A 19,822-nucleotide genomic window follows, 5' to 3' on the forward strand; every position below is an offset into this window, starting at 1 on the left:
CTTAAAGCCGGATGCCGACGCCGATGCCGAACACCAGCGGATCGAGGTGCAGCTTCACCCGCTGCGTGCCCGCCGCGGTCGTATCGAGCCGCGCACTGGTGTCGATATCGATATATTTGACGTCGGCGTTCACGAACACGCGCGGCGTCAGATCGATATCGATGCCCGCCTGGGCCGCCCAGCCGAAGCTGTCCTTCATACGAACGCGCGTCTCGCCCACCGCCGCCTCGAGCCCGCTCGACGCCTTCTCGTTCCAGAAGATCGTGTAGTTCACGCCGGCGCCCACATAGGGCCGCACATGGCCCTTGGGGTTGAAGTGATATTGCGCGGTCAAAGTCGGCGGCAGCACCCAGGTGGAGGCGAGCTTGCCAATCGAGCCGGTGGTGCCGGTGCGGCCGCTGGCGCTGTGCTTGGTGGTGGAGGCGATCAGCTCGAAACCAATCCAGTCGGTCGCCATCCAGGTGATGTCCACCTCGGGCATCACGCTGTTGTCGACGCTCACCTTCTCACCGGGGAAGCCCGGCAGCACGCTGCCCGACTTCTCATTGGGGGCGACGATGATCGCGCGCGCCCGCAGCAGCACGTCGCCAGCCTGGATGCCGGTGCGTTCTTCCGTCTGCGCGGCGGCGGGCGACGCGGCGATGGCCGTCAGCATGGCCCCGGTGATGGCGGCTGCGGCTGCATGTTTCATCTGTTCTCTTCCCTTCTTCGTCAGAACAGATGTGGCGATAGGAGCCGGCCCGCCCCCCGGCATTGACCGATGCCGGCCGCGGATTTGACGCCGGTCAAGGTATCCCGTGGCATAAGCAGGCACGCCACGTTGCATGTGGACCTATCATGAAGATCTACTGGCACGCCCGGTGCCGCGCTACACCAGCTACCCGACCGCGGTGGAATTTCACGATCGCATCGGCCCCGCCGACATGGCCGGCGCACTCGATGCGATCGCTCCCGACGAGGCGATCTCGCTCTACCTTCATGTGCCCTACTGCCGCGAGATCTGCTGGTATTGCGGCTGCAACACCGGCGCCGCCAACCGCACTGCACGCCTCACCGCCTATCTTGATGCGCTCGCAGGCGAGATCGACCTGATCGCAGAACGGCTCGGCGAGCGCGGCCGGGTGAGGCGGATCGCGTTTGGCGGCGGCAGTCCTGATGTCGTGCCCGCGGTGACCTTCATCGCGCTTGTCGACAAGCTGCGGGCGTCCTTCAACTGCGATGAGCCGGTGCTGTCGGTCGAGATCGACCCACGCGGCTTCGACGCGGCGTTTGCCGCTGCGCTGGCGACCGCCGGCGTTTCCCGCGCCAGCCTTGGCGTGCAGACCTTCGATCCCGCGATCCAGGCGGCGATCGGCCGCGTCCAGCCGACCGTCTTGGTGACCGAGGCGGTACGGATGCTGCGCGATGCCGGCGTCGGGTCGATCAATGTCGACCTGATGTACGGCCTGCCCGGCCAGACCGACGCCAGCCTGAGCGAAACGCTGGAGACCGCCCTCGTGCTCGCCCCCGAACGGCTCGCGGTGTTCGGCTACGCGCATGTCCCCCGCATGGTGCCGCGCCAGCGCCGGATCGACGCCGCCGCGCTGCCTGATGCCCGCGCCCGCTTCCGCCAGGCCGAACTCGCGCACGCGATGCTCGTCGACGCGGGCTATGTCGCGGTTGGCTTCGATCATTTCGCGCGACCGGACGATGCGCTCGCGCGCGCTGCCGCGGCCGGCACGTTGGGCCGCAATTTCCAGGGCTTCACCGAGGATGGGGCGGAGGTGCTGATTGGCATGGGAGCGAGCGCGATCAGCGCCTTCCCCGACCGGCTGCTGCAGAACGAAAAGAACAGCGGCCTCTACCGCGCGCATATCGCAGCCGGCCGCCTGCCGATCGCGCGCGGCTTGCACCGCACCGCCGCCGAGCAGCGCGAGGGTCGCGCGATCGCAGCGATCCTCGCCCATGGCGCGGCCGACATCGCCGACATCGAGGCGCCCGCCGTCGCGCGGAAGCGGCTGCACGCCTTTGAGGCCGCAGGGCTGGTGCGCTGGCGGGGATCGCGCCTGATCCTGGCCGACGACGCCCGTCCCTATGCCCGCACCATCGCCGCCTCCTTCGATCGCTATCGGCAGACCGATGCAGGACGATTCAGCACCGCGGTGTGAGGGCCAGGCGCCCTGCGCGCCGGCACGCTGCACGGCGTGCGTGGTGCGCGACATTGGGATGTGTGCTGCCTTGCCGGACGATGAGATCGCTCCGCTGCACGCCATCGCGCGCCAGCGCTGGGCGCGCGCCGGCCAGATCCTGACATGGGCGGGTGACCCCGCCTCGATCTGCGCCACCGTGGTCAGCGGCGTGCTCAAGATCGTGCGGGACGATGCGGCGGGACGATCGCACATCGCCGGCCTTCTGTTTCCCGGCGATCTGGTCGGCGAGCCGTTCGAGGCGGGCGCGCGCGACACGATCATCGTCCTCTCCGACGCGGAGCTGTGCGTCTATCCGCACGATGCGCTCGCCACCCTGCTCGACGATCATCCCGCCGCGGTGCGCCAGTTGCTGCGCCGCGCGCTGGACACGCTCAACGATGCGCGCCGCTTCATGCTGATGTTGGCCCGGCGCGACGCCCGCGAAAAGGTCGCCGGCTTCCTGCTCGACATGGCCGGACGCACCACCCTCGGGGGGGACGACATGCTGATGCTGCCGATGGGCCGCAGCGAGATCGGCGAGTTGCTGGGGCTGACGATCGAGACCGTCAGCCGGCAGATGACCGCGCTGGAACGCGCCGGTCTGATCGGCCTTCCCGGCGGGCGCGCGGTGCAGCTCGTCGATCGGGAGGGATTGCGGGCGCTGGCGGGTTGATCGGCGCGCGCCGCTTGGTTCCGTCACGCTTCGCTCCTAGGGTCGGCCCCATGACCACCGCCCTCCCCGACGCCCACCGTCTCGCCGCCGACGCCACTGCACTGCTCGCCGACCTGGTCGGCTTCGACACGACGTCGCGCCACTCCAACCTCGCGCTGATCGACTATGTCGAGGCAAAGCTCGCAGCTCTCGGCATCGCCTCGACTCGCGTCGTCGATGCGACCGGCGCCAAGGCCAATCTGTTCGCGCTGGTCGGCCCCGCCGAGGAAGGCGGTGTCGTGCTTTCCGGCCATACCGACGTGGTGCCGGTAGACGGGCAGGACTGGTCGAGCGATCCGTTCGTGCTCACCCGCCGGGGCGAGCGGCTGTACGGTCGCGGCACCTGCGACATGAAGGGCTTCCTTGCACTCGCGCTCGCCGCGGCGCCGATTTTCGCCGAACCCGGACGGCTGAAGCGCCCCGCCATCTTCGCCTTTTCCTATGACGAGGAGGTCGGCTGCCTCGGCGCGCCGGCGATGATCGATCAGATCGTCCGGACGCTGCCCCGGCCCGCCGCCGCGATCGTCGGCGAACCGACGAGCATGCAGGTGGTCGGCGCGCACAAGGGGATTTCGGCCTGGCGGGTGACGGTGACCGGGCATGAGGCGCATTCCAGCCTCACCCATCTCGGCGTGTCGGCCAACATGGTTGCGATCGCACTGATGGCGCAACTCGCCGATCTCGCCGCCGAATTGCAGGCCGGCGGCGATCCGGCATCCCCCTTCACGCCGCCGCACGCAACACTGACGGTGGGGCTGATCGAGGGCGGCACCGCAGTCAACATCCTCGCGCGCCGCTGCAGCTTCACCTTCGACCTGCGCACCTTGCCCGGTCAGGATCCGGCCGCGTTGCTCGCGACCTTCCTCGCCGAGGCGGATGCGGCCGACGGCGCGTTGCGCGCCCGCTTCCCGGGAACCGGCATCAAGGTCGAGCGGCTGTCGGGAACGCCGGCGATGGCGCCCGATCCGGACGGCGCCGCCGAGCGCCTCGCGCGCGGGCTGGCAGGCGACAATGGTCCGCTGCGCGCGGTCTCCTACGCGGCGGAGGCCGGGCAGTTCCAGCAAGCGGGCTTTCCCACCATCCTATGCGGCCCGGGATCGATCGAGCAGGCGCACCAGCCCAACGAATATGTCGACATCGCCCAGATCGAGCGCGGCGCCGCCTTCATGCTCCGGCTGGCGGATCTGCTCGCGCGCTGAAGGCGGTCAACGCCGCCGCCAGACGCCGCGACCGAACGTCCAGCCGACCAGCGCCGCCGGCACCCAGACGATGCTCAGTAGAAAGGCGAAGGTGACGCGCGCATCCTCACCCGATGGCGCGTCGCCCGCCACCGCGCGCAGCACGATCACCAATGTCAGCACGATCGGCGCCGCCCAGAGCGGGATGAACCACATCCAGGTGCGCCCGCGCTGCCGATCGGACAGGGACAGCAGCGCCGCGACGGTGCCGACGATGAAGGCGATCAGCGCGGTTCCGATGAGAAGCAGGGTCATGCCCGGCGGCGGCCGGCGTACATCGGAAAAGCCATGCCCTCCCCTAGCGCAGCGCTGACGTCGCGGGCAACCTCGGGGCTGGCTGATTCGGTGCGGGTGCGGCAGAGGAGGCGCTCCATCTCAACAGACACCGTCAACGGGAGGCACATCGGACATGGCGAAGAAGCAGACCACCGACGCCGCGGAAGCCAGGACGCAGATCGGCATCGGCACCGCCGCCGGCATCGCGGCGGGGATCGGCGCTGGCATCGCACTGGCCTGGTATGGCGGCCGCATCTTCGGCGCGGCCAGGGACCTGCTGCGTCGCACGCCGAAGCCGGGCGCCCATGGCGCGGCGTTTGCCGAGGGCGAGACCGACGCCGAAAATCTCGATCAGACGCGCAACGCTGGCCCCGCCGCGATGCGCGACGGCGATGTCGGCAATTGGGACGCCGCAGACGAAGCCTCCGACGAATCCTTTCCGGCCAGCGATCCGCCGTCGCGCTGAGCGCGGCGGCACGAGCACCCGGCCGGTCAGCGTCGCCCGCGGCGCGACCGGCCGAGCGCGGACCAGCGTGACCGCAACCACGCGCCAAGGCTCAGCAGCACCGGCCAGACCAGGGTATGAAACAGATCGCTGCGCGTGTCCGGCCAGCGCCATGATCCCAGGATAATGCGATCCAGCACTTCATTGGCCAGCGCCGCCGCGAGCGTCACCGCCAGCGGCACGAAACTTGCCAACGGCCGTCGCCAGAAGAGGCGCGCCGCGACCAGAACCAGCATCCCGGCATGAAAATGCAGCACCGGATCGCTCAGCCCCGATCCATGTTTGATCCAGATTATCATGTTTGATCCAGATTATGATGTCGCGATAGCCGTCGAGCATAAACCGCGCGTAGCGCATCGGTGATGCGATCGGAACCAGTCGGCTATTTCGCATCTGCAGGATGGCTTATTGCATCGCCGACATTTCCATATCCCTTGGATGCACGCTGCGATTGGCTTGCAGGAAAATCTGGTCTAAGCCGTTGCAGCGCACCATGGATCGACGCTGGGGGCACGGCGTATCATGGCAGCGATCAAATCCAACCGCCGGCGCATTCGACCGGCTCCTAGACCGGTCGTAGGGAATTGATGAATCATCGCTGTCTGCCGTGCAGCCGTCGTGTCCGTTGGCGGATTCTCATCGCCGCGCTTTGCCTTTCCGCCTGCTCCGGCGGTGGCGAGCAGCAGGATCAGCGGCGCGGCGCCGGCGGCCCGGTCGAAGTCGGCTTCGTCGCCGTGCAGCCTACCAGCGTGCCGATCACCACGGAGCTGGCCGGTCGCGTCAACCCCTTCCAGGTCTCGCAGGTCCGCCCGCAGGTCTCGGGCGTGCTGCAGCGCCGCCTGTTTACCGAAGGCACGATCGTGCACGCCGGGCAGACGCTCTACCAGATCGACCAGCGTCTCTATCGCGCCGCGGCGGACGAGGCGCGCGCCAATGTGCAGAGCGCGCGCGCCAATGCGGACGCGACGCGGCTGCGCGCCGAGCGGCTGAAGCCGCTGGCCGAGATGGAGGCCGTTGCCGCGCAGGATTATACCGATGCCGCCGCTGCCGCGCGGCAGGCGCAGGCGTCGGTCGCGCAGACCTCGGCACAGCTCGCCACGGCCAACGTCAATCTCGGCTTCACCACCGTCCCCGCTCCGATCACCGGCCGCATCGGGCGCTCGCTGTTCACCGTCGGCGCGCTCGTTACCGCCAACCAGGCGGATCCGCTCGCGGTGATCCAGCAGCTCGATCCGATCTTCGTCGATATCCAGCAGTCGAGCGCCGAACTCGTGACGCTGCGCCGTTCGCTTGCCGAGGGCGGTGCCGCGCCGGGCAGCGCGCAGGTAACGATCACGCTGGAGGATGGCAGCCTATATCCCCGCCCCGGCACGGTCGAATTCACCGAGGTGATGGTCGATCCTGATACCGGTACGGTCACCTTGCGGGCGCGCTTTCCCAATCCGGATGGCCTGCTGCTGCCCGGCATGTTCGTGCGCGCGCGCTTCGCGCAGTCGGTCAATACACGCGCCTTCCTCGTGCCCCAGCAGGCGCTCGCGCGTGATGCCAAGGGGCAGGCGACCGTCTATGTGGTCGGCCCCAACAATGTCGCGACGCAACGCTCGGTGACCGCGGTGCAGACGCAGGGCACCGACTGGGTGGTGACCAGCGGCCTCAACCCCGGCGACAAGGTGATCACGCAGGGGATCAACAAGCTGCGGCCGAACGCGCAGATCAAACCGGTGCCTGCATCGGCACCGCAGCGCATCGTCCCGCCGAAGGGCGGTGGCGCGAAGGGCGGCGGCGCGAAGGGCGGCGGCGGCCAGGCCCAGGGCGGCTGACGGATCGATGTCACGCATTTTCATCGATCGGCCGATCTTTGCCTGGGTGCTTGCGATCATCGTGATGCTCGCCGGGATCGGCGCGCTTACGTTGCTGCCCAAGGCGCAATATCCCGATGTCGCACCGCCGCAGGTCAACATCCGGGCGACCTATCCGGGCGCGTCCGCCGAAACCATCCAGAACAGCGTTACGCAGGTCATCGAACAGACGCTGACCGGCATCGATGGCCTGCTCTACTTCAGCTCGACGTCCAGCTCGCGCGGCCAGGTGACGATCAGCGCCACCTTCGAAAAGGGTACCGATCCCGATATCGCGCAGGTGCAGGTGCAGAACCAGGTGCAACAGTCGCTCACCCGTCTGCCGCAGCAGGTGCAGCAGCAGGGCCTGCGCGTCACCAAGTCCAATCCGGACTTCCTGATGATCGTCTCGGTCTATGACGAGACCGACACGATGACCAACCGGGACGTGTCCGATTATCTCTCGTCCAACCTGCAGGATTCGCTCGCGCGTATTCCGGGTGTGGGTGACACCAATGTGTTCGGCGCGCCCTATGCGATGCGCATCTGGCTGAACCCCGACCGGCTCACGAGCTATGCGCTGATGCCGTCGGACGTCATCACCGCGATCCAGAACCAGAACACCGAAGTTGCGGCGGGCGAAGTCGGCGGTCAGCCGCAGCCGCTGGAACAAATGCTCAACGCAACGGTGACCGCGCAGTCCCGCCTTCAGACCCCCGAGCAGTTCGCCAACATCGTGCTGAAGACGCAGACTGATGGCGGCATCGTGAAGCTCAAGGATGTCGCGCATGTCGAACTGGGCGCGGAGAATTACTCGACCTTCACCCGCTTCAACCGCCACCCCGGCGCCGGCATTGCCATCTCGACCGCGCCCGGTGCGGACGCGCTCGCCACGTCCGAATTGGTGAAGGCTGAGATCGATCGCTTCTCCAAGAATTTCCCGGCCGGCCTCAAGCATGGCTACGCCAACGACACCACCGCTTTCATCCGCCTCTCAATCGACGAGGTGGTGCACACGCTGGTCGAGGCGATCATCCTCGTCGTGATCGTGATGTTCGTGTTCCTGCAGAGCTGGCGCGCGACCTTGATCCCGGCGATCGCGGTGCCGGTGGTGCTGCTCGGCACCTTCGCGGTGTTCTATCTGGTCGGTTTCTCGATCAACACGCTGACCCTGTTCGGGTTGGTGCTGGCGATCGGCCTTCTCGTCGACGATGCGATCGTCGTCGTCGAGAATGTCGAGCGGCTGCTCGACGAAAATCCGGGGATGACGCCGCGCGAGGCGACCATCGAGTCGATGAAGGAAATCCAGGTCGCGCTGGTCGCGATCGCGCTGGTGCTCTCCGCCGTTTTCATGCCGATGGCCTTCTTCGGTGGCTCGACCGGCGTCATCTACAAGCAGTTCTCGCTGACGATCGTCGCGGCAATGGTGCTGTCAGTGTTCGTCGCGCTGATCCTCAGCCCGGCGCTGACTGCGACGATGCTCAAGCGCCGCACCAAGGAGGGGCAGCCCGGAGACGGCTGGATCGAGCGCCGCTTCCCGCGCGTGGGCCAGTTGACCACCCGGCTGCGCGACGGCTTCAACCATCGCTTTGACCAGGGCGTTGCGCACTACACCCGCGCAGTTGCGGTCACCGTCGAGCGCAAATGGATCTTCCTGCTCGTCTACGCGGCGATCGTTGCGCTGCTCGTCGTGCTGTTCCTGCGCCTGCCCACCGGCTTCCTGCCGACCGAGGATCAGGGCGCCGCGTCGTTGCAGGTCCGTCTGCCGCCGGGCTCGACCCTTGGCCGCACCAATGATGTCGCACGCCAGGTCGAAAAATATTTCGCCGAGAATGAAGCGCACAATATCCAGACTTTGTTCACCGTTTCGGGCGGCGGCGGTGGTGCCGCGGCGGGCCAGAATACTGGCCAGGGCTTCATCAACTTCACCGACTGGGCCGAGCGCAAGGGCGCGGAAAACGGTGCTGACGCGATCGTGGCGCGCGCTTCGGCGGCGTTCCGCGGCTTTCGCGATGCCCAGGTGTTCGCGCTGGTTCCGCCCGCGATCCGCGGCCTCGGCCAGTCCAACGGCTTCTCGATGCAGCTCCAGAACGCCAGCGGCATGTCCAGCGAGGACTTCATCGCCGCGCGCGACAAGCTGCTCGCCGCCGCCTCCCGCGATCCGCTGCTCAGCAACGTCCGCCTTGGCGAATTGCCCGACAATCCGACCCTGAAGGTCGATGTCGATCATCAGAAGCTGGCGGTGCTGGGCCTCGCCCAAGGCGACGTCAACTCCACACTTTCGACCGCGTGGGGCGGCCGCTACGTCAACGATTTCGTCGATCGCGGCCGCGTGAAGCGCGTGTTCGTGCAGGGCGATGCGCCCTATCGCAACGAACCCTCGGACATCAATCAATGGTTCGTGCGCAACGACAGCGGCGGAATGACGCCCTTTTCCGCCTTCGCGCGCACCTCCTGGTCGACCGCGCCGAGCACGCTTTCGCGCTTCCAGGGGCTTCCCTCATTCGAATTCCAGGGCCAGGCGGCAGACGGCTACAGTTCCGGTGACGCGATGAACCGGATCGCGGAGCTTGCCGCCGAAATTCCCGGCACCAGCGTCGCCTGGTCGGGGCTCTCCTATCAGGAGCGGCTGTCCTCGGGGCAGGCGCCCCTGCTTTACGGCCTGTCGATCCTCGTCGTCTTCCTGTGTCTCGCCGCGCTCTACGAAAGCTGGAGCATCCCGATCGCAGTGCTGCTGATCATTCCGCTTGGGCTTGTCGGCGCAATCTTCGCGGTCACGCTGCGCGGGCTGGAGAATGACGTCTATCTGCAGATCGGCCTGCTGACGACGATGGGTCTCGCTGCCAAGAATGCGATCCTGATGATCGAGTTCGCCGAGCAGGAGGAACGCAAGGGCAAGCGCGTGATCGAGGCTGCGATTGAGGCGGCGCGCATCCGACTGCGCCCGATCCTGATGACCAGCCTCGCCTTCATCTTCGGCGTGCTGCCGCTGGCGCTTTCGACGGGTGCCGGCGCCAACAGCCGCGTCGCGATCGGGACCGCAGTGATCGGGGGCATGCTGACCGCGACCGTCCTCGCCATCTTCTATATTCCGCTCTTCTTCGTGATCGTGCGCCGCACCGCGCGCGATGCGTTCAAGCGCTGGCGCAAAAAGCCTGCCGAGGGAGCACCGGCATGATCCGCCGTTCGTTCGTCCTTGCCACCGCGCTGCTTTCCGCCGGCTGCTCGATGGCGCCTCGTTATGTGACGCCCGAGGCACCGGTTCCGCCGTCCTGGCCCGCGGGCGATGCCTATCTGCGCGAGAGCGAGGCGGCGTTGCCGGCGGTCAGCTATCGCCAGATCTTTACGGATACGCGGCTGCAGGGGCTGGTCGAACAGGCGCTGGTCAACAATCGTGACCTGCGGATCGCGGCCGCCAACATCGCGGCGGCACGCGCACAATATCGCATCCAGCGCGCCGCGCGTTTCCCGCAGGTCGATGTCGGCGGCGGCGTGACCCGCAGCGACAATGGCGGCAACAACAATGTCGTCAACAACGGGCCGCGCAGCAGCTATTCGGCGAACGCCGGCATCAACGCGTTCGAGATCGACCTGTTCGGCCGCCTCGCTTCGCTGAGCCGCGCTGAGCAAAACCGCTATTTCGCCACCGAAGCCGCCGCGCGCGCTACGCGGCTGACCCTGGTCGGCGACATCGCCGACGCGTGGCTGGCCTATGGTGCCGATGCCAGCCTGCTCGCCATCGCGATGGATACCGCCGCCAATGCTGAGCGCAGCGTCGGCCTCACCCGCGCGCGGCTGCAGGGCGGCATCGCACCGCGATCGGACCTGCGCCAGGCCGAGCAGATCCTCGAAACCGCCCGCGCCGACATCGCACAGCAGACCACCGCGCTCGCGCAGGACGCCAATGCGCTGCAATTGCTTGTCGGCGCGCCGATCGATCCGGCGTTGCTGCCCAAGTCGATCGAGGAAGCTGCGACGACCATCGGCGTGCTGCCGGCCGGGCTCGATTCCCACATCCTGCTGCGCCGGCCCGACGTGGTTCAGGCTGAATATGAATTGCGCGCCGCCAATGCCGAGATCGGCGCCGCGCGTGCCGCACTGTTCCCGACGATCTCGTTGACGGGTTTACTCGGTTTCGCGAGCAATGCGCTCTCTTCGCTGTTCGACAGCGGCTCCTTCGCCTGGTCGGCGGGTGCCGATGCGAACTACCCGATCTTCCGCGCGGGTGCCGGCCGCGCCGGCGTCGCGCTCAGCGAGGCGCAGCGCGACGCCGCGCTCGCCACCTATGAACGCGCCATCCAGACCGCGTTCCGCGAAGTTTCGGACGCGCTGGCGCGGCGCGGCACGATCGAGGCGCAGGTCACCGCCAGCGAACGCCAGGTGACGGCGGCATCGGACACCTACACTTTGGCCGACGCCCGCTATCGCGGCGGCATCGACTCCTTTCTGCAGAGCCTCGATGCGCAGCGGACGCTCTACTCGACACGGCAGGCATTGGCGAACGTGCGGCTGACCAGCGCCAGCAACCGCGTCGCGCTCTACCGCGCGCTCGGCGGCGACGCGCTCCTGACCGTCACTGATCGCGGCCCTGAAGAGGTGGCTGCGCAGCCATAAGGCGCTTGCCATCCGGCAGCGCCTTCCCTACCCGGGCGTCGTCATCTGGGGAGTAGCCGACCGGCACATCGTGCCGGGCTACCGCGTCAACATACTCGGCCGAGAGGCCGTGGCGCGGCGGGAACGGGGCACCGTTCGGGCGAGACCAATGACGTCGCATCTTCGCTCGGGCCGGGCGGGATTTGCGATGTCGTTGGATTCGCTGTCGCCTGGCCCGGAGACTGTTGTTGGAAGCCCTGCTCACATCCATGCTGGTCGTGGCGCTTGCCGAAATCGGCGACAAGACCCAACTGCTGGCCATCCTGCTCGCCACGCGTTTCAAGCGCCCATGGCCGATCATCGCAGGCATCCTCGCCGCGACGCTCGCCAATCATGCGCTCGCTGCGCTGGTGGGCAGCGAGGTTGCGGCACTGATAGATGCGCGCTGGTTCCGCTACGCAGTCGCGATCTCTTTCATCGTCATGGCCGTCTGGACGCTCGTGCCGGACAGCGACGAAGGGCTTGATCGGCCGGGCCGCAGCGCAGGCGCATTCGTCACGACCATTATCGCCTTTTTCATCGTCGAGATGGGGGACAAGACCCAGATCGCCACGGTAGCGCTCGCGGCGCAGTTCCGCACCCTGCTGTGGGTCACGCTCGGCACGACGATCGGCATGATGATCGCGAACATCCCTGCCGTCCTGCTCGGCGAAGCGGTGCTTCGCCGCGTGCCGATGACGGCGATCCGCGTCGTTGCGGCGGCGACTTTTCTCATCCTGGGTATATGGATGCTCGCCCGGACCGCCGCGATCCTGTGAAAAAGCGGCGGCCGGAGCAAGCTCCGGCCGCCCAGGTGGACGGTGGCCGAAGCCACCCTCGGGTCGCGAAGCCCGATTAGCCGCACGACTCATCAACAGGTGTGTCGAACGTCACGGACGAAAATTTTTCTCTTCTTCCAGTGTGATAGTGATCACTCGATCGGCTCCCCTGCGGGCCGCGATACACCCGCGCGGGATCAAACCAGCCTTGCGCCCGCCCCAAGCGGCGCTAGAACCGGCGATCACGGCGTGGGGACGCGATATTGACAGGGTGGGAATGCCGGACGGCGCGCAACCGCAGACGAACCTGACCGAGCACCGTTTCGGACTGCTCGTCAACGCGATCACCGATTATGCGATCTACATGCTCGATCCGGGTGGCATCATCGCCAGTTGGAACCCGGGCGCGCAGCGCTTCAAGGGATATGAAGCGGACGAGGTTCTCGGCCGCCACTTTGAGATTTTCTTCACTGAAGAGGATCGTACCGCTGGCGCCCCCGCCCGCGCCCTCGCCACCGCGGCCGCCGAGGGGCGGTTCGAGGCCGAAGGCTGGCGGCTGCGCAAGGATGGCACGCGCTTCTGGGCCAATGCCGTGCTCGACGCCATCCGCGCGGCGGATGGCACCTTGCTCGGCTTCGCCAAAGTCACCCGCGACATCACCGAACGCCGCGCTGCCGAGCGCGCGTTATACGACAGCGAACAGCGCTTCCGCCTGCTCGTGCAGGGCGTGCGCGACTATGCGATCTACATGCTCGATGCCGAAGGCCGCATCACCAACTGGAATGCAGGCGCCGAAGCGATCAAGGGTTATCGCGCTGAGGAGGTCGTCGGCAGCCACTTCTCGCGCTTCTACACCGAAGAGGATCGCGCCGCCGGCGAACCCGCGCGCACGCTGGCGACCGCCCTCGCGGAGGGCAAATTCGAAACCGAGGCATGGCGCGTTCGAAAGGATGGCACCCGCTTCTTCGCGCACGTGATCATCGATCCGATCCTCGATGACGAGGGTGGCTTCGCTGGCTTCGCGAAGATCACGCGTGACATCACGGAACGTCGGCAGGCGCAGCAAGCATTGGAGCAGGCGCGCATCAGCCTGTTTCAAGCGCAGAAGCTTCAGGCTCTGGGCGAACTGACCGGCGGCATCGCGCATGACTTCAACAATCTGATGACGGTCATTCGCGGATCCGCCGAACTGCTTTCGACCGAGAATCTATCCTCAACCAAACGGCAGCGTTATCTCGATGCGATCATGGAAACGGTCGATCGTGCGTCCGACCTGACCGGACATCTGCTTGCTTTCGGCCGCCGCCAGTCACTCAACCCGCGCCGCATCGATCTCAACCTCCGGCTCGACGCGCTTGGAGAGGTGCTGTCGCGCACGCTCGATGCCCGGATCGCCGTCCGACTCGATCTCGCCGACGATCTCTGGCCGGTCGATGCTGACGATGCGCAGCTTGAAACGGCGCTGCTCAACGCCGCGTTCAACGCGCGCGATGCGATGCCGGACGGCGGCGTATTGACGCTCGCCACCGCCAACCGGCCGGCCGCGGAGGGCGCGGGTGACAGCGTCAGCTTGTCGGTAAGCGATACAGGATCGGGCATGCCGCCGGAGATCCTCTCCCGCGTGTTCGAGCCTTTCTTCACCACCAAGCCGATCGGCAAGGGCACCGGCCTCGGGCTTTCGCAGATCCACGGCTTCGCTGCGCAATCGGGCGGGCGTGCTGAGATCGAATCGGAAGCCGGGGTCGGCACCACCGTCCGCCTCATCCTGCCGCGCTCCACCGAACCGGCCGACATCGCCACCGCTTCTGGCAGCGAATTATGCCTGATGCCCGCAGGCCGCAGCATCCTGCTGGTCGAAGATAATGACAATGTCCGCGACTTTGCCGGCGATCTGCTCGAACAGATGGGCTTTCGCGTCACCAGCGCAAACAGCGCCGAAGATGGCTGGGCGAAGCTACAGGAAGAACAGCCGGATGTGCTGTTTTCGGATATCGTCATGCCCGGATGCGGTGGCATCGCGCTGGCGCGCATGGCCCTCGAACGCTGGCCAGACCTGCCGATCCTCCTCGCGACCGGCTATAGCGCGGAGATCGCCGGCGGCAATGCCGACGGATTCGTCATCGTTGCCAAGCCTTATAGCCGGGAAACATTGACCCGCGCGCTGGCCGGTCTGCTCAGCGGATAAACATCCTTTCTACGGGCACAAATAGAAAAGGCCGATCCTCTTCCAGTTTTTCTGGGAAAACTGGAAGAGGATCGGCACTTTCCTTAGGCGCTATTTACGCCATGTCGAACTTAGTCAGCCTTCTTCGCACGCGGCTTGCGGGCCGGCTTCGGCGCAGCGGCGGCCTCAACCACCGGCGCGGCGGGCGCTTCGGCTGCAGCAGCGCGGGGCTTGCGCGCACGCTTCGGAGCGGGCGCTGCGACCTCGACCGGCGCCGCTTCCACTGCCTTGGGCTTGCGGCCGAGGCCAAGCTTCTTGGCGAGCGTCTTGCGCAGTTCCGAATAGGCCGGAGCAACCATCGGATAGGTCGGCGGCAGCGCATAACGCTGGCGATACTGCTCCGGTGTCAGGCCATGGCTGCTCAGATGGCGCTTGAGCGAGCTATAGGGCTTGCCGTCGATCATGCTGATGATGCGGGTGGGATCAGCCAGTGATTTGCGGGCGGTGACGGCCGGAACATACTCCGGTTCCGCCGGTACCGATTCGCCGCCGAGCTTGGCGAGAGCATCGTGGACCGAGCCGATGAGGCCGCCGATCTCGCCCACCGCAACCCGGTTATTTGAAACGAAAGCCGCCGCGATGTCGGCTGTGAGTTGGGTTAGGGTCGAGGTGTCGGACACGCAATTCCTCCAATAAGTAGATCCATTTTGACATCCAAATGCCAAATGCCCTGATAGAAATCAATAAAGCATCTTACAATGCCCTTTTTCGGGTCAGCATTGGATGAATATACCGTATCCAAAGGGTGAGAATCGATCGCGACAGAGCCTTGGAGCAGCCGCTGTGACCAGCGCCGATTTGCCGACATTCGCCCTTTCCTGAATCAGCACAGAACCAATGCACGAAACCATGATTGTTTCCGTGGTATGTCCATGAAAACGCGGTTTATAAAAATGCTGCACCGAGTAGTCGGGCGCTTGGGCGTCGTCCACAATCATCGATGTTGCAGGCGTCGTCCAACAAGTTGCGATTGTTAAAAAGATGGCGGCCGGAGCGGGGGAGCTCCGGCCGCCAGTGGATGGTGGCTAAGCCACCGTCGGGTCGCAGCGCCTTGTTAGGCCGGGCGATGGCACACCGCTGTGCTGCAGATCACCGCCACTGAAATCGGACGACTTTTTTCAGGCGGCCGCAGATCGCGGGCCGAACAGGATCATCGACATGCCTGCGATACACAGCAGGCCGCCGGCCAGGTCCCAGCGATCGGGTATGATCCGTTCGACGCCCCACATCCAGAGCAGGGCGGTGCACACATAAATCCCGCCATAGGCCGCGTAGGCACGCCCTGCCGCCGGCGTATCCACCAAGGTTAGCAGCCAGGCGAACAGCGCCAGGCAAACCATAGCGGGCAGAACCCACAGTATCGATCGATCGAGCCGCAGCCATGCCCAGAACGCGAAGCAGCCGCCGATCTCGGCCAAGGCTGCGGCGAAGTAGGTCAGATACTGCATGCCCCGCTAGTGGCACGCAGTGGCGGCACCGGGAAGCAATTCCCGTCGATCCGCCAGTTCGCCGTAAAGATCAGTTTATGACGCTCGACGCGCGTTTCATGCCCGGCACGAGTTCCAGGATGTCGCGATCCTCCAGTACGCCGATCGCCCAACCGCCACGCTGGTCCACGATGCCGACCACCGCCGTATCCCGCGCGGTATTGATCGATCCGGCCACCCGCGATGCCACGGTGCCGAGGGGATAGGCCGAACGAAACATCAGGAATGACGGATTGCTCTGCCAGCATGGTCCGCTGGTCGCAGCCAGTTTGCGCACGACGCCAACCAGCGCCTGTTCACGCTCGCTCGCCTCGCCATCATCCGCCAATCGGAAACTGATCCAGTATACGCGTTCCGCCATTCGACTGCCCCACAGAAGCCGCGGCTTTGATCATGGCCGAGCCAATCTCGTCACCCGCATTGGGTGCCAACATGAACGTTCCGTAACAATCGGCTGATCCGCGTACATCCGACAGATTGCTCCATCGTGGACCTTTCCGGCGCGGCGACCGATCCCGCCTGCTATGATGACGCGGGGGAGAACTGCCCATGGATCATGCGACGATCGCGACGTTCAGGGAGCTGCTCCGCCAGCAGGACGATGGCGCGTTGCAGGCGATGCTCGCGGCGGGAGAGACGCGAATGCGCGCGCTCGACCAGTTGATCCGCGCCCTGATCGATGAGATCGCGCGCCGCCAGCAGCCGCCCACGCCGCGGTCGCAATCCCCTTCGGCAAACTGAGGGGCATCGCGCCTCATCCGCTTGATTCTGTCGCCATGCCGCCTCTAAGGATCGGGCGATGCTCCACCCGATCCCGACGCTTGCGGGCGGCACTTCCGGTCTGATCCACTGATGCTGGTGCTGGCTGGCATCGGCGTGATCGTCGCCGGCTTCCTGCTGCGCTTCAATCCCCTGCTCGTCGTGATGACGGCGGCGTTCGTCACCGGATTAGCAGCCGGCATCGATCCGCTGGCGCTGATCGCGGCGTTCGGAAAAGCCTTCTATGACAGCCGCTATGTCACTGCGATCTATATCGTATTGCCGGTGATCGGGCTGCTCGAACGCCATGGTCTCCAGGAACGCGCACGAACGCTGATCGCGCGGCTGCGCGGCGCCACCGTCGGCCGTCTGCTGATCGCCTATCTGCTGTTCCGCCAGATCACGGCGGCACTCGGCTTGCATTCGATCGCAGGCCCCGCGCAGACCGTGCGGCCGCTGGTCGCGCCGATGGCGGAGGCCGCCGCCGACGCGCAGGCGCCCGATCGCGACCGCGATGATGAGCGCGTGCCGGCGATGGCGGCCGCCACCGACAATATCGGCCTGTTCTTTGGTGAAGACATCTTCATCGCGATCGGATCGATTCTGCTGATGAAGGGCGTGCTCGAAGGCTATGGGATCTTCATCGAGCCGCTGCACCTGTCGATGTGGGCGATCCCGACGGCGATCGCCGCCTTCCTGATCCATGGCGCGCGGCTGTGGCTGATGGACCGCGGGATCGGCCGCCGCCGATGATCGGGCTGAACTTCGTCTATGCGGTCGCGGGGCTGACCTTCCTTGCGTATGCGCTGCTCGGCCTGCGCGACCGCAGCAACCCGAAGCGCTTCGGCAATGCAGCCTTCCACGGGCTGATCGCGCTGAGCTTCCTTGCCGGCGACCATCTCGGCAATCTCGGGAACGGCGTGTTGGTTCTCGCGCTGGTCGCCATCGCCGGCACCGGCCTGATGGGTCGGGGTGCTCCTGCCACCACCAGCGTCGATGAACGCCGGATCGAGGCGGAGCGGCGCGGCAACAGGCTGTTCCTGCCTGCGTTGATCATTCCGGCGACCGCGCTCGCCGGTGCACTGCTCTTCCGCGAGATACCGGCGATCGTAGATCCGAAGCAGGCGACACTGGTCGCGCTGACACTGGGCGTGCTGCTCGCGCTGGTGGCGCTGTTCGCCTGGCTGCGGCCCTCCCCCGCCCGCCCCTATGACGAAGGCCGGCGCCTGATCGACGGTGTCGGCTGGGCGCTGCTGCTGCCGCAAATGCTCGCGGCGCTGGGCGCCGTGTTCGCGCTGGCGGGCGTCGGCGACGCCGTCGGCACTATCGCCGGCCATGCTATCCCCGAGGGCAGCCTGATCGGCGCGGTGCTGGTCTATGGCCTCGGCATGGCGCTGTTCACGATCGTGATGGGCAACGCCTTCGCCGCCTTCCCGGTGATGGCCTCGGCGATCGGCGTCCCGCTGCTGATCCGCCACTATGGCGGCGATCCGGCGGTGATCGCGGCGATCGGCATGCTCGCCGGCTTCTGCGGCACGCTGATGACGCCAATGGCGGCCAACTTCAACCTGGTGCCGGCGGCTCTTCTCGAACTGCGCGATCGCAACGCGGTGATCCGCCATCAGGTGGGCACCGCCTTGCCCCTGCTCGCCTTCAACATCCTGATGATCTATGTGCTGGGCTTCCGATCATGACGCGCCTTACCGTAGACCTCGCCGCCCGTTTCGCCGGCGTCACCCTCAGCCATCTCGGCCAGCAATGGCCCTACAAGCTCGATCAGGTGCTGACCGGCCTAGCGGACGTCGCCGCGCCGATCGAGCTTCATCCGATCTTCCATGGCAGCTTCGACTGGCACAGCTGCGTCCATGGCTGGTGGCAGGTGATGCGCCTCGCCCGCCTGTTCCCCGATGCACTCCATGCCGCACAGGCCCGCGCGCGCGCCGACGCGATGCTGGTGCCCGAAAAGGTCGCCGGCGAACTGGCCTATCTCGACCGGCCGATGACCGGCGGGTTTGAGCGCCCCTATGGCTGGGCATGGCTGCTCGCGCTGCACGATGAACTCGCCCACCATGGCGACCAGCGCTGGGCAGAGGCGCTGGCTCCGCTCGCCCGCGCCTTCGCCGACCGTCTGGCGGACTATCTCCCCCGCCTCACCTATCCGATCCGCGTCGGCACCCACGCCAACAGCGCCTTCGCGCTGTTCCACGCCCGCCGCTGGGCACGCACCCGTGACGCGGATCTGGCCGCCCTGATCGACCGCACCGCGACCGACTGGTACGCAAAGGATCGCGCCTGCCAGGCATGGGAGCCTTGCGGCGACGAGTTCCTGTCATCGGCGCTGACCGAGGCGCTGCTGATGAGCACTATATTGCACACGGCCGACTTCCGCCGCTGGTTCGACGATTTCCTGCCCGAAGCCGCATCGGGACGGCCCGAAACATTGTTCGTTCCCGCGCATGTCTCGGACCGCACCGACGGCAAGATCGCGCATCTCGACGGCCTAAATTTCGCGCGCGCATGGTGCTGGCGAGGGGTTTCTGCGGCGCTGGGCGGGGATCATGGGGTGACCGAAGTCGCCGAAAACGCCGCCGCGCGCCATATTGCCGCCAGCCTGCCGCACGTCGCCGACAACTATATGGGCAGCCACTGGCTATGCAGCTTTGCCCTTCTCGCGCTCGAAGCACCCGCTAGCGAAACCGCGCCGCGCTGAGCTTCTCCCACGGACCGCCGCGATACCACCAGGCGGCGAGCCCGGCGATAGCCAGCGGACGCGGCGCGAAGTCTGCAGCCAGCGCCACCTGAAGCCTTTTCGCCTCCGCTCCGGTCACCTTGTTCTGAATGGTCACGTGCGCGCGCCAGCCCTGCTGGTCCTGCACGGTGAGCAGGCCGTGGAAGCGCTCGGCGATATCCTCGCGGATCGCCGCCAGCGCATCGCTTTCGACGCGGAAGGCAACGCCGCCGCCCAGATGCATCACCGCCGCGATCCGCGCCGGCGGACGCGGATGTGATCGCACCATCGTCTTGAGCAACCCCGTCACTTCATCGGCTAGCATTGGCGGCAGTTGATGGAACAGCGTGAGATGCGCCGGCACCTGGTTGCGTTCCCGCGGGAAATGCTGCCGGCGCAGGCCATCCAGCCAGGCGAAATCGCGATCGCCGAAAAGCGCGGTGACGATGAGAGGATCGGAAGATGGCATCGGCACG

Annotated in this window: 20 protein-coding genes and 1 riboswitch; of the genes, 13 read left to right on the plus strand and 7 right to left on the minus strand. The window is 66.4% G+C overall.

Features of this window, described 5'->3' with window-relative positions:
- Window position 1: 1 nt before the first annotated feature.
- Window positions 2-691, minus strand: a complete 690-nt coding sequence (locus FHS96_RS08240; RefSeq protein WP_429589078.1) for an OmpW/AlkL family protein — start codon at window positions 689-691, stop codon at window positions 2-4.
- A 133-nt stretch (window positions 692-824) separates the two neighbouring features.
- Here FHS96_RS08240 and hemN point away from each other — a divergent pair, with 133 nt between their 5' ends.
- The 3 genes from hemN (at window position 825) to argE (ending at window position 4,079) form a co-directional block, all read left to right on the plus strand.
- Window positions 825-2,147, plus strand: a complete 1,323-nt coding sequence (gene hemN / locus FHS96_RS08245) for an oxygen-independent coproporphyrinogen III oxidase (RefSeq protein WP_429589081.1) — start codon at window positions 825-827, stop codon at window positions 2,145-2,147.
- Between the two features lie 70 nt (window positions 2,148-2,217).
- On the plus strand, window positions 2,218-2,841 hold the full coding sequence (locus FHS96_RS08250) for a Crp/Fnr family transcriptional regulator (RefSeq protein ID WP_429589084.1): 624 nt from the start codon (window positions 2,218-2,220) through the stop codon (window positions 2,839-2,841).
- A gap of 50 nt (window positions 2,842-2,891) precedes the next feature.
- Window positions 2,892-4,079, plus strand: coding sequence for an acetylornithine deacetylase (gene argE, locus FHS96_RS08255; protein WP_429589087.1), 1,188 nt, complete (start codon window positions 2,892-2,894; stop codon window positions 4,077-4,079).
- A 6-nt stretch (window positions 4,080-4,085) separates the two neighbouring features.
- Here the strand turns inward: argE and FHS96_RS08260 are convergent, their stop codons facing one another.
- Window positions 4,086-4,373 carry a hypothetical protein gene (locus FHS96_RS08260; protein ID WP_429589089.1) on the minus strand — a complete coding sequence of 96 codons (288 nt, stop codon included), beginning with the start codon at window positions 4,371-4,373 and terminating at the stop codon, window positions 4,086-4,088.
- A 154-nt stretch (window positions 4,374-4,527) separates the two neighbouring features.
- On the opposite strand from FHS96_RS08260, the gene FHS96_RS08265 reads away from it, so the two are divergent.
- Complete coding sequence (locus FHS96_RS08265) at window positions 4,528-4,860, plus strand: hypothetical protein (RefSeq protein WP_429589092.1); 333 nt, start codon at window positions 4,528-4,530, stop codon at window positions 4,858-4,860.
- Window positions 4,861-4,886: 26 nt separating this feature from the next.
- Here the strand turns inward: FHS96_RS08265 and FHS96_RS08270 are convergent, their stop codons facing one another.
- On the minus strand, window positions 4,887-5,198 hold the full coding sequence (locus FHS96_RS08270) for a hypothetical protein (protein WP_429589095.1): 312 nt from the start codon (window positions 5,196-5,198) through the stop codon (window positions 4,887-4,889).
- A 288-nt stretch (window positions 5,199-5,486) separates the two neighbouring features.
- On the opposite strand from FHS96_RS08270, the gene FHS96_RS08275 reads away from it, so the two are divergent.
- The 5 genes from FHS96_RS08275 (at window position 5,487) to FHS96_RS08295 (ending at window position 14,333) form a co-directional block, all read left to right on the plus strand.
- A complete protein-coding gene (locus FHS96_RS08275; protein ID WP_429589098.1) occupies window positions 5,487-6,719 on the plus strand; it encodes an efflux RND transporter periplasmic adaptor subunit in 1,233 nt (410 codons plus the stop codon).
- Window positions 6,720-6,726: 7 nt separating this feature from the next.
- The gene (locus FHS96_RS08280) at window positions 6,727-9,915 is read left to right on the plus strand and encodes an efflux RND transporter permease subunit (RefSeq protein ID WP_429589100.1); all 3,189 of its coding nucleotides are present in this window, start codon (window positions 6,727-6,729) and stop codon (window positions 9,913-9,915) included.
- Window positions 9,912-11,351, plus strand: coding sequence for an efflux transporter outer membrane subunit (locus FHS96_RS08285; protein WP_429589103.1), 1,440 nt, complete (start codon window positions 9,912-9,914; stop codon window positions 11,349-11,351). The genes FHS96_RS08280 and FHS96_RS08285 overlap by 4 nt, the downstream gene beginning before the upstream one ends.
- Before the next feature lie 26 nt (window positions 11,352-11,377).
- Window positions 11,378-11,488, plus strand: a riboswitch (yybP-ykoY riboswitch).
- 90 nt (window positions 11,489-11,578) lie between these two features.
- Window positions 11,579-12,148, plus strand: a complete 570-nt coding sequence (locus tag FHS96_RS08290; protein WP_429589106.1) for a TMEM165/GDT1 family protein — start codon at window positions 11,579-11,581, stop codon at window positions 12,146-12,148.
- Window positions 12,149-12,425: 277 nt separating this feature from the next.
- Entirely contained in the window at window positions 12,426-14,333 is a 1,908-nt protein-coding gene (locus FHS96_RS08295) for a hybrid sensor histidine kinase/response regulator (protein WP_429589109.1), read from the plus strand.
- A 110-nt stretch (window positions 14,334-14,443) separates the two neighbouring features.
- Here FHS96_RS08295 and FHS96_RS08300 read toward each other — a convergent pair whose 3' ends face one another.
- The 3 genes from FHS96_RS08300 to FHS96_RS08310 all read right to left on the minus strand — a co-directional run bounded on the left by FHS96_RS08300 (window position 14,444) and on the right by FHS96_RS08310 (window position 16,220).
- Window positions 14,444-14,992, minus strand: coding sequence for a Ros/MucR family transcriptional regulator (locus tag FHS96_RS08300; RefSeq protein WP_429589112.1), 549 nt, complete (start codon window positions 14,990-14,992; stop codon window positions 14,444-14,446).
- A gap of 498 nt (window positions 14,993-15,490) precedes the next feature.
- On the minus strand, window positions 15,491-15,820 hold the full coding sequence (locus FHS96_RS08305) for a YnfA family protein (protein ID WP_429589115.1): 330 nt from the start codon (window positions 15,818-15,820) through the stop codon (window positions 15,491-15,493).
- A gap of 70 nt (window positions 15,821-15,890) precedes the next feature.
- On the minus strand, window positions 15,891-16,220 hold the full coding sequence (locus FHS96_RS08310; protein ID WP_429589118.1) for a hypothetical protein: 330 nt from the start codon (window positions 16,218-16,220) through the stop codon (window positions 15,891-15,893).
- 188 nt (window positions 16,221-16,408) lie between these two features.
- On the opposite strand from FHS96_RS08310, the gene FHS96_RS08315 reads away from it, so the two are divergent.
- The 4 genes from FHS96_RS08315 (at window position 16,409) to FHS96_RS08330 (ending at window position 19,328) form a co-directional block, all read left to right on the plus strand.
- Window positions 16,409-16,600, plus strand: coding sequence for a hypothetical protein (locus tag FHS96_RS08315; RefSeq protein WP_429589120.1), 192 nt, complete (start codon window positions 16,409-16,411; stop codon window positions 16,598-16,600).
- A gap of 111 nt (window positions 16,601-16,711) precedes the next feature.
- Entirely contained in the window at window positions 16,712-17,371 is a 660-nt protein-coding gene (locus FHS96_RS08320; protein ID WP_429589123.1) for a DUF969 domain-containing protein, read from the plus strand.
- A complete protein-coding gene (locus tag FHS96_RS08325; protein ID WP_429589702.1) occupies window positions 17,368-18,312 on the plus strand; it encodes a DUF979 domain-containing protein in 945 nt (314 codons plus the stop codon). Before FHS96_RS08320 ends, FHS96_RS08325 begins: the two co-directional genes overlap by 4 nt.
- A complete protein-coding gene (locus FHS96_RS08330) occupies window positions 18,309-19,328 on the plus strand; it encodes a DUF2891 domain-containing protein (RefSeq protein ID WP_429589126.1) in 1,020 nt (339 codons plus the stop codon). The genes FHS96_RS08325 and FHS96_RS08330 overlap by 4 nt, the downstream gene beginning before the upstream one ends.
- Here FHS96_RS08330 and FHS96_RS08335 read toward each other — a convergent pair.
- Window positions 19,306-19,815 (minus strand): 2'-5' RNA ligase family protein, encoded by a 510-nt coding sequence (locus tag FHS96_RS08335; RefSeq protein WP_429589705.1) that lies wholly within the window; start codon window positions 19,813-19,815, stop codon window positions 19,306-19,308. The two genes, FHS96_RS08330 and FHS96_RS08335, sit on opposite strands and share 23 nt — an antisense overlap.
- Window positions 19,816-19,822: the final 7 nt, after the last annotated feature.

It is taken from the genome of Sphingomonas zeicaulis (assembly GCF_050433225.1).
GTDB classification, from domain to species: Bacteria; Pseudomonadota; Alphaproteobacteria; order Sphingomonadales; family Sphingomonadaceae; genus Sphingomonas_D; species Sphingomonas_D zeicaulis.

Bases quoted from the DNA above. Each gene is read 5' to 3' on its own strand.
- FHS96_RS08240 (WP_429589078.1), bottom strand. From the start codon at position 691: ATGAAACATGCAGCCGCAGCCGCCATCACCGGGGCCATGCTGACGGCC.
- hemN (WP_429589081.1), top strand. From the start codon at position 825: ATGTGGACCTATCATGAAGATCTACTGGCACGCCCGGTGCCGCGCTAC.
- argE (WP_429589087.1), top strand. From the start codon at position 2,892: ATGACCACCGCCCTCCCCGACGCCCACCGTCTCGCCGCCGACGCCACT.
- FHS96_RS08260 (WP_429589089.1), bottom strand. From the start codon at position 4,373: ATGACCCTGCTTCTCATCGGAACCGCGCTGATCGCCTTCATCGTCGGC.
- FHS96_RS08265 (WP_429589092.1), top strand. From the start codon at position 4,528: ATGGCGAAGAAGCAGACCACCGACGCCGCGGAAGCCAGGACGCAGATC.
- FHS96_RS08270 (WP_429589095.1), bottom strand. From the start codon at position 5,198: ATGATAATCTGGATCAAACATGGATCGGGGCTGAGCGATCCGGTGCTG.
- FHS96_RS08275 (WP_429589098.1), top strand. From the start codon at position 5,487: ATGAATCATCGCTGTCTGCCGTGCAGCCGTCGTGTCCGTTGGCGGATT.
- FHS96_RS08280 (WP_429589100.1), top strand. From the start codon at position 6,727: ATGTCACGCATTTTCATCGATCGGCCGATCTTTGCCTGGGTGCTTGCG.
- FHS96_RS08285 (WP_429589103.1), top strand. From the start codon at position 9,912: ATGATCCGCCGTTCGTTCGTCCTTGCCACCGCGCTGCTTTCCGCCGGC.
- FHS96_RS08295 (WP_429589109.1), top strand. From the start codon at position 12,426: ATGCCGGACGGCGCGCAACCGCAGACGAACCTGACCGAGCACCGTTTC.
- FHS96_RS08305 (WP_429589115.1), bottom strand. From the start codon at position 15,820: ATGCAGTATCTGACCTACTTCGCCGCAGCCTTGGCCGAGATCGGCGGC.
- FHS96_RS08310 (WP_429589118.1), bottom strand. From the start codon at position 16,220: ATGGCGGAACGCGTATACTGGATCAGTTTCCGATTGGCGGATGATGGC.
- FHS96_RS08315 (WP_429589120.1), top strand. From the start codon at position 16,409: ATGGATCATGCGACGATCGCGACGTTCAGGGAGCTGCTCCGCCAGCAG.
- FHS96_RS08320 (WP_429589123.1), top strand. From the start codon at position 16,712: ATGCTGGTGCTGGCTGGCATCGGCGTGATCGTCGCCGGCTTCCTGCTG.
- FHS96_RS08325 (WP_429589702.1), top strand. From the start codon at position 17,368: ATGATCGGGCTGAACTTCGTCTATGCGGTCGCGGGGCTGACCTTCCTT.
- FHS96_RS08330 (WP_429589126.1), top strand. From the start codon at position 18,309: ATGACGCGCCTTACCGTAGACCTCGCCGCCCGTTTCGCCGGCGTCACC.
- FHS96_RS08335 (WP_429589705.1), bottom strand. From the start codon at position 19,815: ATGCCATCTTCCGATCCTCTCATCGTCACCGCGCTTTTCGGCGATCGC.